14 protein-coding genes are annotated in these 14,062 nt (G+C 45.1%); 8 read left to right on the forward strand and 6 right to left on the reverse strand.

The features are described from left to right. Positions 1–78: 78 nt before the first annotated feature. Entirely contained in the window at positions 79–939 is an 861-nt protein-coding gene (locus CZ794_RS13520; RefSeq protein WP_143515728.1) for a MauE/DoxX family redox-associated membrane protein, read from the forward strand. A 36-nt stretch (positions 940–975) separates the two neighbouring features. Here the strand turns inward: CZ794_RS13520 and CZ794_RS13525 are convergent, their stop codons facing one another. The 3 genes from CZ794_RS13525 to CZ794_RS13535 form a co-directional block, all read right to left on the reverse strand. Continuing rightward, a complete protein-coding gene (locus CZ794_RS13525; RefSeq protein WP_087042094.1) occupies positions 976–1,512 on the reverse strand; it encodes a hypothetical protein in 537 nt (178 codons plus the stop codon). Positions 1,513–1,771: 259 nt separating this feature from the next. Continuing rightward, positions 1,772–2,185, reverse strand: coding sequence for a hypothetical protein (locus CZ794_RS13530; protein ID WP_087042095.1), 414 nt, complete (start codon positions 2,183–2,185; stop codon positions 1,772–1,774). A 280-nt stretch (positions 2,186–2,465) separates the two neighbouring features. Next, positions 2,466–4,913, reverse strand: a complete 2,448-nt coding sequence (locus CZ794_RS13535; RefSeq protein ID WP_087042096.1) for a YgiQ family radical SAM protein — start codon at positions 4,911–4,913, stop codon at positions 2,466–2,468. A 505-nt stretch (positions 4,914–5,418) separates the two neighbouring features. Here CZ794_RS13535 and CZ794_RS13540 point away from each other — a divergent pair. Both CZ794_RS13540 and CZ794_RS13545 read left to right on the forward strand, forming a co-directional pair. After that, complete coding sequence (locus tag CZ794_RS13540; protein ID WP_087042210.1) at positions 5,419–6,702, forward strand: ammonium transporter; 1,284 nt, start codon at positions 5,419–5,421, stop codon at positions 6,700–6,702. Between the two features lie 10 nt (positions 6,703–6,712). Then, a complete protein-coding gene (locus CZ794_RS13545) occupies positions 6,713–7,330 on the forward strand; it encodes a hypothetical protein (protein WP_087042097.1) in 618 nt (205 codons plus the stop codon). 91 nt (positions 7,331–7,421) lie between these two features. Here CZ794_RS13545 and CZ794_RS13550 read toward each other — a convergent pair whose 3' ends face one another. Both CZ794_RS13550 and CZ794_RS13555 read right to left on the reverse strand, forming a co-directional pair. Further along, on the reverse strand, positions 7,422–8,201 hold the full coding sequence (locus tag CZ794_RS13550; protein ID WP_256958991.1) for a hypothetical protein: 780 nt from the start codon (positions 8,199–8,201) through the stop codon (positions 7,422–7,424). Positions 8,202–8,390: 189 nt separating this feature from the next. Next, positions 8,391–8,858 carry an Lrp/AsnC family transcriptional regulator gene (locus CZ794_RS13555; protein ID WP_087042098.1) on the reverse strand — a complete coding sequence of 156 codons (468 nt, stop codon included), beginning with the start codon at positions 8,856–8,858 and terminating at the stop codon, positions 8,391–8,393. A 238-nt stretch (positions 8,859–9,096) separates the two neighbouring features. Between CZ794_RS13555 and rarD the strand changes: the two genes are divergently transcribed. After that, on the forward strand, positions 9,097–10,119 hold the full coding sequence (rarD, locus tag CZ794_RS13560) for an EamA family transporter RarD (RefSeq protein WP_256958992.1): 1,023 nt from the start codon (positions 9,097–9,099) through the stop codon (positions 10,117–10,119). 240 nt (positions 10,120–10,359) lie between these two features. Here rarD and smpB read toward each other — a convergent pair whose 3' ends face one another. Continuing rightward, positions 10,360–10,836, reverse strand: coding sequence for an SsrA-binding protein SmpB (gene smpB, locus CZ794_RS13565; protein ID WP_087042099.1), 477 nt, complete (start codon positions 10,834–10,836; stop codon positions 10,360–10,362). Positions 10,837–11,098: 262 nt separating this feature from the next. Here smpB and coaD point away from each other — a divergent pair, with 262 nt between their 5' ends. The 4 genes from coaD to bioD all read left to right on the forward strand — a co-directional run bounded on the left by coaD (position 11,099) and on the right by bioD (position 14,050). Next, a complete protein-coding gene (gene coaD, locus CZ794_RS13570; RefSeq protein WP_087042100.1) occupies positions 11,099–11,608 on the forward strand; it encodes a pantetheine-phosphate adenylyltransferase in 510 nt (169 codons plus the stop codon). Positions 11,609–11,723: 115 nt separating this feature from the next. After that, positions 11,724–11,972 carry a YfhL family 4Fe-4S dicluster ferredoxin gene (locus CZ794_RS13575; protein ID WP_087042101.1) on the forward strand — a complete coding sequence of 83 codons (249 nt, stop codon included), beginning with the start codon at positions 11,724–11,726 and terminating at the stop codon, positions 11,970–11,972. A 54-nt stretch (positions 11,973–12,026) separates the two neighbouring features. Continuing rightward, positions 12,027–13,337, forward strand: coding sequence for an adenosylmethionine--8-amino-7-oxononanoate transaminase (bioA, locus tag CZ794_RS13580; RefSeq protein WP_087042102.1), 1,311 nt, complete (start codon positions 12,027–12,029; stop codon positions 13,335–13,337). Next, the gene (bioD, locus tag CZ794_RS13585) at positions 13,334–14,050 is read left to right on the forward strand and encodes a dethiobiotin synthase (RefSeq protein ID WP_087042103.1); all 717 of its coding nucleotides are present in this window, start codon (positions 13,334–13,336) and stop codon (positions 14,048–14,050) included. The genes bioA and bioD overlap by 4 nt, the downstream gene beginning before the upstream one ends. Positions 14,051–14,062 lie beyond the last annotated feature (12 nt).

Genomic DNA, 14,062 nt, shown 5'->3' on the forward strand with positions numbered 1-14,062 from the left:
ATGCTTATAAGATAATAGTCACAGTCATAAGAAAAACTATTATCAAGCAGCGAATAAGAAAAACGTAAGGAGCGCGTTATGGCAGACAATACTAATAATAAATCTAATACCGACACTATAGACGACAGTCACAGCCCGCAAGTGCAGCATCTCATTGATACCCTACAAGGTGAGCGTATCGGCAAAGAAGGCAGTCAGTCTGCCATTATCTTTCGTATGGTGATGCCCGATCACCTATGTCCGTTTGGCCTCAAATCAATCGATGCGCTCAAGCACGCAGGCTATGACATCATTGATCGTCATATCACCACTCAAGATGAGAATACATTGGTCAAGGATACGCTTGGGGTCAAGACCACGCCGCAGACCTTTATTGATGGCAAGCGCGTTGGCGGCAATGATGATCTGCAAGTATTTTTGGGCAATCAAGAACCCGAGACAGACGACGACACCACGTATGCGCCCATTATTGCGATATTTGCTGTTACCGCGCTGATGACGCTGGCGTTATGCTGGGCGTTTGCCATTAGTGTCTTGTCGATACAAGCGCTCATGTGGTTTGTCGCGCTGTCTATGTGTGTATTGGCGATTAAAAAGCTTGAGGATTTAGAAGGGTTTACCACGGGGTTTTTGGGATATGATTTACTCGCACGCCGCATGGTACGCTACGCCTATGTATATCCGTTTTTAGAAGCGTTTGCAGGTATTGCTATGTTTGCCGATCAGCCTTGGCTCAATCCGATTGCGGGTTTGGTTGCTTTTATCATCGGCTTAATTGGCGGGGTATCGGTGATTAAAGCGGTCTATATCGATAAGCGCGAGCTAAAATGTGCCTGCGTGGGCGGCGATAGTAATGTACCACTGGGCGCGATCTCTTTAACCGAAAACGTTATGATGTTCGGTATGGGTAGTTATATGCTGATTCGCGCTTTATTATAATCAAGCGATTAGATGATGCGTAATAAATACATATTGCTACTCCGCCATCTCCCCATGCGCCTTTGCATCACCTTTTTTGCCATCTGGTTTGATCACAATAGGTAATACCAACCCTTTGGCAAAGTCATCAGACAGCACATAATCATAACTGCTAGCAGCGACATCAGGCGTGGTATGAATGACCAGTGTCATCTCGTTACCATCGGTCAGCTCATGTGAGACATATTGCTCACTCAACTGATCCAACACCTTAGACAGTGCTTCATTGCTTGCCATACTGATGGTCAGATTATGCTGAGCGGTAGCGGTATCTACATCGAAGTAATCGGCATAATCAAGAACGTTTTGGCTATCGAGCGCAAACGGATACTGATAGCTTGCGAGATTGGCAGGCGTTTCGCCACTATCGACTAGCGACCAATCAATAGTATGGGCAGTCACGGCCGACGTCTCTACGGTGGTTTCTGCTGCCTCGGAGGATTGACTAACGGTTTTAGCACCTTGGTCGCATCCAGTCAGCGCCCACATACTAGCCGCTGCAATGATGATCATGCTTGTGAGGCGCTTAGCCATCGACGTATCCTCTTTATTATTGATGACAACCACAGTAGTAGTGGGGTCTATACTCGCTATTTTGACAGGTTTCCCAGCGCTTCTCTAGATAAAAGCGCCAAACGATTCACTTTAATGAAACTATTTATGAGACTGCGGATTTACGGTCATGATTTTTGTCATGATGAGCCTAACATGCACGCATAAAAAAACAGCCATCTGATGATGACTGTTTTTAGTGATGGCTTTTTAAAAACCAATCTTTAAATATTCTATAAGATTAGATTTGGCAGTTGACTTGGTATTCTTTGCCGTTAGCCCATTTGATAGCGAAAATGCCTTTGTCGCCTTTCATGTGCCATGCATAAGTAGCTTCTGGGTTTGAGTCATTGACATAGCTTGCAGTATCACCTTGTACACCGCCGTTCAAGACAATTTTTTGCTCTGTCCATTTTACTTTTGGCAAGGTGGCGTTAATCATGGCTTGGTTTTTATTAATAGACTGTTTTGCCATGATTTTGCTGTTATCAGTACAGGTATAAGGGGCTGCTGCCATACGGTCATAAGCGGCATCTGGCATACTGTCTTTCACTGGGGTGTCTGATGCATTTGGCGTCGTTGGAGCGGTGGTCGCACACGCACTTAGTAAGGCAAGGGCAGGTAGGGCAGTTACAATTTTGGTTAAAGTCTTCATCGGGTTCTCCAAAAATATCAGAATTATCGTACATTTCTATTTAATAATGCGTTAAGCATATAGCGCTTATGGTAACCAAAAGTTTTCTTGGAGAGTGTTAGAAATTGTTTGTTACATGTTTGCTTCGTTACTCGACCATTGACTAATGTAACGCTTTTTTCAGATAAATTTGGAATAACGTCACAGGTGAGTTCTCAATTTTTAGAAGAAAAACTGACTGGTATAAAAAAGCGCGTATCAACTTCATGGTCGATACGCGCTTTTTATTCAGCCAATTGACCTATTTGGTTTTACGCGGTGGTAAACCGGTATGCTGGGTCTGGAAGTTGCCTTTGCTCACTCGCTTCTTGGGGTTCTTGCTGGTAGTGTTTTTGCCAGCATTTGAGTTGTTTGAAGAAGTATGGCTACGCTTCACTGAGTCATTACCAAGACGACTGTTCTTTTTGCGCGCAGATTGATAGCTGTCTTGCGCGGCATCGCGACCTTCTAAGCTTGCATTGAATGGCGGAATCAAGCAGCCACGGTTTTTACCAATCAAGTCACTACGGCCCATGTCTTGCAGCGCTTTACGCAATAGTACCCAGTTTTTTGGATCATGATAGCGCAGGAACGCTTTGTGCAGTTTGCGCTGCTTGCCAGATTTGACAATATCCATGTCACCTTCACTACGGCTGATCTTATGTAGTGGGTCTTTGTGCGTGTGATACATGGTGGTCGCAGTCGCCATCGGGCTTGGATAAAACGCCTGTACTTGGTCAGCGCGATAGCCATGACTTTTTAGCCACAGCGCAAGGTTCATCATGTCTTCATCTTTCGTACCCGGGTGGGCGGCGATGAAGTAAGGAATCAGATATTGCTCTTTGCCCGCTTCCTGACTGTACTGCTCAAACATGGCTTTGAATTGATCGTAGCTGCCCATGCCCGGCTTCATCATCTTCGATAGCACGCCTTCTTCAGAGTGCTCAGGGGCAATCTTGAGATAACCGCCGACATGATGGCTGACCAATTCTTTGACGTATTCAGGATCTTTTACCGCCAAATCATAACGCAAACCTGACGCGATAAGGATTTTTTTCACGCCTTTGATATCACGAGCTTTGCGATACAGCTTGGTTAAATTACTGTGATCGGTCAGCAAATTTTCGCAGACATCAGGATAGACACAAGACGGCTTACGGCAGTTCTTTTCAATCGTCTCGTCTTTACAGCTCAGACGATACATATTGGCCGTTGGGCCACCAAGATCAGAGATCACGCCAGTGTAGTTTGGTGCGGTATCACGAATCGCTTCGACTTCGCGCAAGATTGATTCTTCTGAACGGTTTTGGATAATGCGCCCTTCATGCTCGGTGATCGAGCAGAACGTACAACCGCCAAAACAACCGCGCATGATATTGACCGAAAATTTAATCATGTCATAAGCAGGGATACGCGCATCGCCATAGCTTGGGTGCGGCAGGCGGGCATATGGCAAGTCAAACACATAGTCCATCTCTTCTGTCGAGAGTGGAATCGGTGGCGGGTTCAGCCAGACATCGATAGACGTATGCGAGTTACCCGCACCGCTGCTATGACGCTGTACGAGCGCGCGAGCGTTACCCGGATTGGTCTCTAAATGCAAAATACGGTTGGCATGAGCGTAGAGTACAGGGTCAGATTTGACGTGCTCATAGTCAGGTAGACGAATCACCGTTTGCTCACGTGGCGGCATTTTGATTTTGTGCTTACGGGCGGTCATAGGCTTATCAAAGCCGCGCATCTGTACCACTTGCGTGTCGGTGTCTACTTGGTCGGCGTTGATGACTTTATCTGTGACTGGCTCAGCGACAAAACCCTGATACTGTGATGACATGGATGACGGCATGGCTTTCCCGACAGGCGAGTCCGATGGTTTGTTCTGCTCAATTGAGCAGCTGTCAACATCTTCGGTCATGACATACGGGTTGATGATAGGATCGACACGGCCAACGGTATCGACATCGTTACTCGCGACCTCAGTCATATCCGCTTGCCAATGACGACGAGTCGGAGTCAACAGGTAAGAGGTGCCGCGCAATTTGCTCATTTGCTCGAAGCTATAGCCTTTCGACAGACCATGTACCACATCGACGATGGCGCGCTCAGCATTACCATAGAGTAAGACATCCGCACGCGCATCTAGCAAGATACTACGGCGGACTTTGTCTGACCAATAATCATAATGCGCAATACGGCGTAAGCTACCCTCAATACCGCCTAAGATGATCGGCACATCAGGATAGGCTTCACGGCAGCGTTGACTATAGACAATCGCCGCACGGTCAGGGCGTTTGTTGGCGACGTTGCCAGGAGAATAAGCATCATCGCTACGGATTTTACGATCAGCGGTATAGCGGTTGATCATGCTGTCCATGTTGCCAGCGGTCACGCCATAAGCATAGACCGGCTTGCCAAGTTCCATAAAGGCATCTTTACTCTTCCAATCGGGCTGAGCAATGATACCAACGCGAAAGCCTTGTGACTCAAGCAAGCGACCAATAATCGCCATACCGAAGCTTGGATGATCAACATAAGCATCCCCTGAGATGATGATGACATCACAAGCGTCCCAGCCCAAATCGTCCATCTCTTTGCGGCTCATTGGCAGGTAAGGCGCAGGCTCGTAGCAGCTCGCCCAATGTTTGTCGTAATCATAAAGTGGTTTGGTGCCTTGTTTAAAGGCGGTGCGGGCAATGGTATCGGCAGACATGGGCGGACCTGTTGAGTAGAAAAAATGTACTAAAAATATAGCCGCTATTAACGAATATGTTAATGCTGGATTGGGTGGCTAATTTAAAAACGCTCATTTTAACATGAAATCGACTCAGGTAGGGATAAGTTATTGATAGCGTAAGAGAAACTACACGTACAAAGCGGTTCGCTCGCCAATGCAAATAGTAATAAAGTCATTTTAGTAAATTAAATGACAACTGTTCATTTTTATAAAAATAAACGTGTTTTTTGATACAAGCAAATAGATTTTGGCATAGGTTTTGCTCCAACCCCAGTAGGGCTTATTGGTGTGCATTCATGCGTAAAAACAGTGCATCAATAAAATTTTTGGGGATAGATAAATGTTTGGAGAGAAGATGAAACCATCATTTGTTGGGCTGAATGCTGTTGCGTTGAATACTTTTGGGCTAAACGTGATCAATATATTACCAAAATCACTGCTGCGCCTTTTATTACTGTTAAATACGTTGCTATTAGGGACGATGGGTAGCGCACACGCTGCTACAGCAGACACACTGACCGTGGCGCAACTGCTTGAGTATCAAAACATTGCTTGGATTATTTGGGGCGGAGTTTTGGTGTTCTTTATGCAGGCAGGTTTTGCTTTGCTCGAGAGTGGATCTGTACGTGCAAAGAATGCAGTCAACGTCATGATGAAAAACTACACTGACATGTGTATCGGTGGTCTGGCCTTTTATTTGGTGGGGTTTGGGCTCATGATGGGTACCAATAACTCTGGATTTGTCGGTACCGATCATTTTATGCCAGTCGATCTGTCCAATATGGATTGGGCAGTGATGTTTTTTCAGATGATGTTTGCAGCGACAGCGGTGACGATTGCGAGTGGCGCGATGGCAGAGCGCGTCTCATTTATCGGCTATGCAATTGCCGCCTGTTTGATTTGTTTGTTTATCTATCCTGTGTTTGCCAGTTGGGTGTGGGGTGGGTATTTTGGCGGCACTGGTTGGTTAGCTGAGCTTGGTTTTATCGATTTTGCCGGATCTACCGTGGTGCACTCTGTCGGTGGCTGGCTAGCATTGGCAGGTATCTTGATCATAGGCCCAAGGCTTGGTCGATTTGCACCGGATGGCTCGCCAAGACTGATTGCAGGTCACAACATGACTTTATTGGCGCTTGGCGGCTTTATCTTATGGTTTGGTTGGTTCGGGTTTAATGCGGGCTCGACCTTATCTATCACTGGGAACATCGGTCTGATCGCCGTCAATACCTTCATTGCGGCAGTGAGTGCGGTCGTCAGTTATATGCTGATATCGAGAACGCTTAACAAAGCGATTTTGCTGAGCGACAGCGTTAATGCCAGCTTGATCGGTTTGGTATCGATCACCGCAGGCTGTGCCACAACCGCACCTATCTTTGCCATCGTCATTGGAGCAGTGGCCTCCATCGTTTATGTCTTATCAACGCAAGCCTTATTAAAGCTCAAAATAGACGACGTGGTATCAGCGGTGGCAGTGCATGGCTTTGGCGGTGCATGGGGAACGCTGGCAGCAGGATTGTTTTATACAGGAGATTTATTCAATCTATCACGGCTAGGCGTACAAGCGCTAGGCGTGGGCGTGGCGCTTGCTTGGGGATTGGGATTGGGTTTGGTAATGTATAAGCTGATTGACATGAGCTTTGGACTAAAGGCAAGCCGTTTACATGAGCAGCGTGGCCTTGATTATACTGAGCATGCTGAGCTGGGTTATCCTGAGTTTCAAAAGCAAATGTTTGATACCAAAACTCTCACCGAGCGTCATTTATAGGAGCAAACGGATGAATATGGATACTCAATCAGTAGACCAAACCGTGTCCGCAATGGCAGAGGTATTGGCAAAATATCTGAACCCCGAAGAGGTGCGTCTGCTCACTCGCCAGTGGCAACAGTACTCGACAGTCTCTGTAAAAATGATGCAGCAATGCGTATTGGATGCGACGAGGCGCTATCCTGAGCTACAAGATCACAAGTCTGATATTCGTAAAGGCTTTTGGGACACGATGCAGGCAGACAATCAGCAAACAGCTGACAGCCGTAGTAAAGAAATAAGCGAAAAAATACCCGCATCTGAAGTGGTGGGCGCGTTTTATACGGTGATGGAGAGCCTCAGCAAACAATTGAATGCATCAGAAAGTCGCAGTCTGTTTCAGGCTGTGCACCAAGCTGTCTCGCAGGAACGCACCTTTAAAGGGCATGTTATTCATATGGGTCAGTTTTTGGAGGGCAATCAACCACCTGTGCCTGATGATGAGTATTTGTTGAATAATGTGATTCAGCTGGTTTATGTCTGTCTGTGTGACATTGCAGGGCCTGTCGAAGCAGACGACATTTTGTTTCGAGCCGCTGAGACGGCCAAACAAAGCTACCCAAAATCCGTCGTCGAAAAGCTATTTTGACCTGCCAGTGGGGCACGCTATAAGCACTTATCGAGGTGTCTTCATAACGTGCCACACATACATACAAGCCCTGAATTGGACAAAAATCCTGTTAATTGTCTAACAATTGAAAGGGGAAAGTAACCACGTCAAAGGCGAGCGCAAAAGGCAGTAAGACCAGTTTTTGTGCCGCATTGGTGCCACTGCGGTTGCTCTGGGCTTGCTTCGTTTGGGTATAAAAGCTGACCGTATAAGGTTTGCTCAAAGCGCGATAATTTGATTGAATCATGCTCAAATTACTGACCTGCGGATAAATAGCACCTTTGACAGGAACGCTAAAACAAAAGCGCTGCGCATCAATGCGTTGATCGCTGGCAGAGGTGCAGTCACGGCCGTTGTTTTGCAAAAAGAACTGATAATCTGAACGCTTAAACTCATCCTTTAGTTTGGCGTAAGACAGCTTCATTTCTCCTTGAAAGTAACCGTCATTATTGGGCACATTAAAGCTCATGTCATTATCCACTTGAATGTTCTTTGGCGTCAAGTTGCTCAATAAGCTGACCATCTCAGTACCACCTTGGGTCAACACATAGCTGTTTTTTTCGCCCACGATGACCATCGTTGCATTGGGCATTTTTGGTAGGGCTTGAGCAGGGCGACCAAAGGCGACAATTTGATCTTCGGACAAAACAGCTTTTGTCGTTTGAGTGCTGACTCGACTATTGCTCTCTAGCAATGAGCTGGTAGCACAGCCTGAGCTGGCAAGTAATGCGCTGAATGCTGCGCCTATCACGACGGTTTTTACAGTCAACCGTGCTTGCAACGTCTTTTTGTGTTTGCTGCTATCTGTTTTTTGCTGTTTATTAAAGGAGAGGTCTTTGTACTGTCTCATAATAGGATTTCCTTATCTATACCGATATTATCTTGTAAATAATGCTGATTGATGATGACGAGTAAATATAAATCACTAATGTCGTTTTATTATCAAACTTTCGTTCACATCGTACCCTGTTTGATTGGGATTTATCTACTCATAATTGACAGTGAAGACCCATTATCTTTTATGGTCACAGACGTATTTCTAATCGAGCAAGATTTTTGTGCCGCTCTTGGTAAAGTTCATCACAAACTGACTGGTAAAGTGACGCACATTATTTTCATAGGTTAGTAGGCCGCGCGTAAACTGGTGGTAGTCATTCATATTTCTGGCGTTTACCATCAGCATAAAATCGGCATCACCAGACACCTCATAGCAGCTCATGACTTGTGGCTGTGCATGCATCAAGCGCTCAAATCGATGCTGCATAGAGTTATTGGAGCGCGCCATCTCTATCATCACGACAGCCGTCAGTCCGTAGCCAACCTTGTTTGGATCAACGATAGCCGCTTGCTTGGTAATGACACCATTACTGGTCAGTAATTGGATACGGCGTTGCGCCGTGGCAACAGACACATGAACCCGTTCTGCCACTGTTTTTAATGGCAGCGTCGCATCATCTTGTAGCAGATTTAAAATCGCTTTATCAATTGCGTCCAAATTGTCACTCATTGTGTTTCTCCCAACACGGTAGGGTTGCAAATTTCCATATCATTATAATTTGTCACTATAAATCAAAAGATGATAAATAATTCATATTTCAGTAAAAATATAATAATTTTTCTCATTACTAATAATATATAGAGAAATTTTATCTTGAAGCGTCAGTAAAATAGACGTTAACAACCAATGCTGATCTATCAAAATAATAGCCAGCTTTTTTACCTGTACTCAAACTTATGGTGCTTATATGTCTGCCTCAATGCTATCCAATGTGTTTGCCAATACGTTAGCAACCGCTATCTCGCGTGTGCCTTTGCCAGCCATTTGGACAGCAGGTAGCATTCAGCAACGCACCTTGATAGTGGGCGTGATACTGGCAGTGCTATCCAATGTGTTGTTTGGCGTACTTTACGCTTATAGCAGTTTTTTAGCGCCGTTATCAGGCACGCAAGTATTCATCTGGCGAATGCTTGCGATGTGGGCGGTGCTGATTGGGTATTTATGGGTGAGTGGCAGCTTTGGTCTACACATCAATAAACTCAAAGCGTTACGCACCGTAAAGCAATGGGCTTGGCTGCTGTTACCCACACCGATATTTCTCAGTCAGCTTTGGCTATTTGTATGGGCACCCGTGAATGGTCAAGGCGTCCAAACGGCGATGGGGTATTTTTTATTCCCATTAATGATGGTGATATTTGGCTGTATTTTGTTTGGCGAAAAATTGAGCCGCTTGCAGTGGCTGGCCGTGGCGCTGGCGGTATTGGGCGTGGGCAGTGAGATTGTACGTACGCAAAGCGTGTCTTGGGCAACGCTATGGGTGTGCGGTACGTATCCTATTTATTATATTTTGCGCCGCATGCAAGGTATCGGTGCCATCACTGGGCTGTTGGTTGATTTGACTATTTTTGCCCCCTTTGCTTTGGCCTATTTGTTTTTCTTTGAGCCAAGTAGCTTAACGCTGGTGACAGGGTCAGGTTTCTTTATTGCGATGCTAATAGGTTTAGGTGTGCTCAGTGTGTTGGCGATGAAAACCAATATTGATGCCAGCCAAATGTTACCAGTCAATGTTTATGGCATGATGAGCTATTTAGAGCCGGCACTGTTGTTTATTTTGGCCATAACAGTATTGGGCAATCCTTTTGAGTCGGCCATGATTTATAGTTATGGATTGATCTGGCTTGGTATTGTTTGTTTGATTGTCCACGGCGTCCATCAGTTCCGACAAGCTCATAGAGACATACAACTCACAAAAATGGCGGAAGCGGTTTAAAATACGGTTATCAATTAAAGCATGGCTATAAAACAGGTTTGCCAAATAAAAAAGAACGATTCACTATTAAGTTGAATCGTTCTTTTTGTTATATAGTCGGTGAAAAATAATATCAATTTTCTTGCTTACTGCGTGTGCGCAGACAGAGGCTGCAAAAATTGATATCAGCAGTACCGTATTGCTTTTGAGATATGTTGATTGTAGCGGGGTTTCATTTTTTGAACTGTAATCAATAACCTTTTACCCTAGATGCTGTTTAAAACCACGCTGCTTATCACGCTCCCAATCACGGTCTTTAAGGGTTTTACGTTTGTCGTGCTGTTTTTTACCCAAGGCTAAGCCAATTTGGCATTTGACCAGTGAGTTTTTCCAATAGCATGACAAGGGCACGCAGGCATAGCCTTTTTGATTGACTGCACCAAATAGCTTTTCAATTTCGCGGCGATTGAGTAGCAACTTACGAGTACGGATGCTGTCAGGGCTGACATGCGTTGAGCTGGATAACAACGGCTGAATATGCGCGCCAAACAAGAATGCTTCGTTGTTGCGAAAGATAACGTACGCTTCTGTGATGGTCATCTTGCCCGCACGAATCGCTTTGACTTCCCAGCCTTGCAGCGACAGACCTGCTTCAAATGTCTCTTCAATAAAGTACTCATGACGCGCCTTTTTATTGGCACAAATCTGATTGTCCGGTTTTTTTGATTTTTTTGACATAATTTCTCCATAAGAGCAGATAAAATACCGCGCTCTTATCTAATCAATCTTACTAATTCCTCATACTAATCCTATCATCAAGCTTGTTTTTTGTTTGATAAATAAGACAGATGAGTCGAACCAAGTATTGTAGCAAAGCCGCCAACGAAAAGGTAAGTCAGCTGTTAGGACAAATGTAGGAGATAAGTATTAAGTTTGAGCAAAATTTGCTAGCATATGCCCTAATATTACCGAACCGATTAGCCACGCTATGAGCATTCCTATGTCTTCTGCCAATTCATCAAAACTACACACCAAAATCTTGTATCCTGGTACTTTTGACCCCATCACTAATGGTCATGTGGACTTGGTGACGCGCGCCACCAAATTGTTTGATGAGGTAGTGATTGCTGTCGCCTCAGGACATCATAAAAAACCCTTATTTAATTTTGAAGAGCGCGTGGCCTTGGTTGAGACTGTATTTGCTGATTTGCCGCAGGTATCGGTGATTGGCTTTGAAGGGTTGCTCGTTGACTTTATGCGTGAAAAAAACGCCACCGCTGTCTTGCGCGGTTTGCGTGCCATGTCAGATTTTGAGTATGAGTTTCAACTGGCCAACATGAACCGCGAGCTTGATGAAAACTTTGAAGCCGTCTTTTTGACGCCCTCTCAAAATTACTCCTTCATCTCATCGACCATGATCCGTGAAATTGCCAAGCTTGGCGGAGATGTGAATAAGTTTGTCCCGCCCTGTGTCTCGCAAGCATTTATTGAAAAGTTGCATCTTAAGTAGTTTCAAGCGCTCAGTAAAATTAAGTACTCAATAAAGTATGTATCGATGATATGGATTGAGACAATCAAACATTATCTATGATCAATAATACGATCAAATTAAAAAGGAGCAGTTTATGGCGCTATTAATCACTGATGAATGCATCAATTGCGACGTCTGCGAGCCTGCCTGCCCGAATGAGGCGATTTCAGAAGGAGATGATATTTATGTCATTAATCCTGACCTATGTACAGAATGTGTCGGACATTTTGATGAGCCGCAATGTGTGGTGATTTGCCCTGTTGACTGTATTCCTCATGATCCAAATCATGTCGAAACCGAAAATGATTTGTTGGCCAAATATAAGCGTATCACTGGTCAATAAATGATGGGCAAAATATAGCTAAAAGTAGATATAAAGAGTTTTAGGGACAAAACCATGACGACAGATGTACTTCAGTCAACGAGCGATTTTGATCAACAACACCTTTGGCATCCGTATGCCAGCCTGCCACCAACCTATTCCAATATCGTTATTGATCGCGCTGAAGGTATTTATATCATCACTGAAGATGGCACGCGCTTGATTGATGGGATGTCGTCATGGTGGGCGAGCGTCCATGGTTATAATCATCCCAAGCTAAATGACGCGCTGACTCAGCAGTTGGGTAAAATGGCGCATGTAATGTTTGGTGGTTTAACGCACCAGCCAGCGATAGATTTGGGCAAAAAGCTACTCGACATTGTACCTGCTGGACTTGATGCGATTTTTTATGCCGATAGCGGCAGTATCGCCGTAGAAGTGGCGCTGAAAATGGCACTGCAATACCAAGTAGCCGCCGAGCGCCCAACCAAGCGGCAGTTTGCGTCAACCCATTCAGGGTATTACGGAGATACGTGGCATGCGATGAGTGTCTGTGATCCTATCAATGGTATGCACAGCCTGTATGGTAAGCAATTACCGATGCAACATTTTGTGCCAGCGCCGCCACTCGGATTTGAGCGTGCTTTAACGGCAGAGGATCGTACGGCTTTATCTGAATTCTTTGTAGAACAAGGCACGCAGCTGGCAGGATTTATTATTGAGCCGATTATTCAGGGTGCAGGTGGCATGCGTTTTTACAGTCCTGAGTATTTGCAGCTATTGCGTCAGCTATGTGACGAGCATGATGTATTGCTGATTGCGGACGAGATTGCCACTGGTTTTGGTCGTAGCGGTAAGCTGTTTGCTTGTGAACATGCTGGGATTAGTCCTGATATTATGACGATTGGCAAGGCGTTGACGGGCGGTTATATGACTTTTGCCGCAACGCTATGTACCCGCAAAATTGCCGATACTATCCATAACAGTGATTATCCAGCGCTGATGCATGGCCCAACTTTTATGGGCAATCCGCTCGCGTGTGCCGTTGCCTGTGCGTCGATTGACTTGATACTGTCTTATGATATCGAAACGCGTACTGCCAATATGCAACGCACGATGGAGCAAAAACTATCCTCAGCTGCGCAGCTAGCAGGTGTTGCCGAGGTACGTTGCTTGGGTGCAGTAGCCGTGATTGAGTTACATGAAGCGGTCGATATGCCAATATTTCAGTCTTTATTAATTGATCATGGCATTTGGGTCAGACCCTTTGGTAAGTTGGTATACATCATGCCACCTTACGTGATTACTGATGATGAGCTGACCACCTTATGCCAAGCGCTACTAAAAGTGGTGCGTACGTATTTAGAAAACCGAGGTCAACCATGAGTGTTTTATTTATCTCCGGCATCGATACTGATATTGGTAAAACCTATGCCACTGGCCTACTTGCCAAAGCACTTATGCAAAAAGGTGTGAACGTTATCACGCAAAAGTTGGTACAAACGGGCATCAGTAAACAAGTAGATGGCGAGCTAGGCATTGCAGATGATATTTTAAGTCACCGTCAATTGATGGGAATGCCATTACAGCCGTGTGATCTTGATTTTACCACTTGTCCTTATCGCTATGAAAAGCCCGCGTCACCGCATCTATCCGCAGCACTGGCCAACCAATCTCTCAATATTGAAGTGATTACTGAAGCCACCAAAGTATTGCAGGATGATTACGATGTGATATTGCTCGAAGGAGCGGGCGGGTTGTTAGTTCCCATTACTACTGAATTATTGACCTTAGATTATGTCGCTGAGCAAGGCTATCCTATCGTCTTAGTGACCTCTGGTCGATTGGGTAGCATCAATCATACGTTGCTTAGTTTGGAGGCGATAAAATCGCGCGGCTTAATGATACATAGTGTGATTTACAATCATGTCCATGATGATGCTGAGCAAACGGATGCTGAAATTGCAAACAGTACTATTGATTTCCTGCAAGCCTATTTGGCTCGTCATTACCCTAAAGCGCATTGGCTGGTCTTGGCCAAACAATCAAATGAACATTTAGATAATGCTGACATAGCGTTGCCAACAGCGTTTATCTAAGTTTTTTTAATT

This window comes from Psychrobacter sp. JB385 (assembly GCF_900163785.1).
Lineage (GTDB): Bacteria > Pseudomonadota > Gammaproteobacteria > Pseudomonadales > Moraxellaceae > Psychrobacter.

Bases quoted from the DNA above. Each gene is read 5' to 3' on its own strand.
- smpB (WP_087042099.1), bottom strand. From the start codon at position 10,836: ATGTCAAAAAAATCAAAAAAACCGGACAATCAGATTTGTGCCAATAAA.
- CZ794_RS13525 (WP_087042094.1), bottom strand. From the start codon at position 1,512: ATGGCTAAGCGCCTCACAAGCATGATCATCATTGCAGCGGCTAGTATG.
- CZ794_RS13535 (WP_087042096.1), bottom strand. From the start codon at position 4,913: ATGTCTGCCGATACCATTGCCCGCACCGCCTTTAAACAAGGCACCAAA.
- CZ794_RS13530 (WP_087042095.1), bottom strand. From the start codon at position 2,185: ATGAAGACTTTAACCAAAATTGTAACTGCCCTACCTGCCCTTGCCTTA.
- coaD (WP_087042100.1), top strand. From the start codon at position 11,099: ATGTCTTCTGCCAATTCATCAAAACTACACACCAAAATCTTGTATCCT.
- CZ794_RS13575 (WP_087042101.1), top strand. From the start codon at position 11,724: ATGGCGCTATTAATCACTGATGAATGCATCAATTGCGACGTCTGCGAG.
- CZ794_RS13555 (WP_087042098.1), bottom strand. From the start codon at position 8,858: ATGAGTGACAATTTGGACGCAATTGATAAAGCGATTTTAAATCTGCTA.
- bioD (WP_087042103.1), top strand. From the start codon at position 13,334: ATGAGTGTTTTATTTATCTCCGGCATCGATACTGATATTGGTAAAACC.
- CZ794_RS13550 (WP_256958991.1), bottom strand. From the start codon at position 8,201: ATGAGACAGTACAAAGACCTCTCCTTTAATAAACAGCAAAAAACAGAT.
- CZ794_RS13520 (WP_143515728.1), top strand. From the start codon at position 79: ATGGCAGACAATACTAATAATAAATCTAATACCGACACTATAGACGAC.
- rarD (WP_256958992.1), top strand. From the start codon at position 9,097: ATGTCTGCCTCAATGCTATCCAATGTGTTTGCCAATACGTTAGCAACC.
- CZ794_RS13545 (WP_087042097.1), top strand. From the start codon at position 6,713: ATGAATATGGATACTCAATCAGTAGACCAAACCGTGTCCGCAATGGCA.
- CZ794_RS13540 (WP_087042210.1), top strand. From the start codon at position 5,419: ATGGGTAGCGCACACGCTGCTACAGCAGACACACTGACCGTGGCGCAA.
- bioA (WP_087042102.1), top strand. From the start codon at position 12,027: ATGACGACAGATGTACTTCAGTCAACGAGCGATTTTGATCAACAACAC.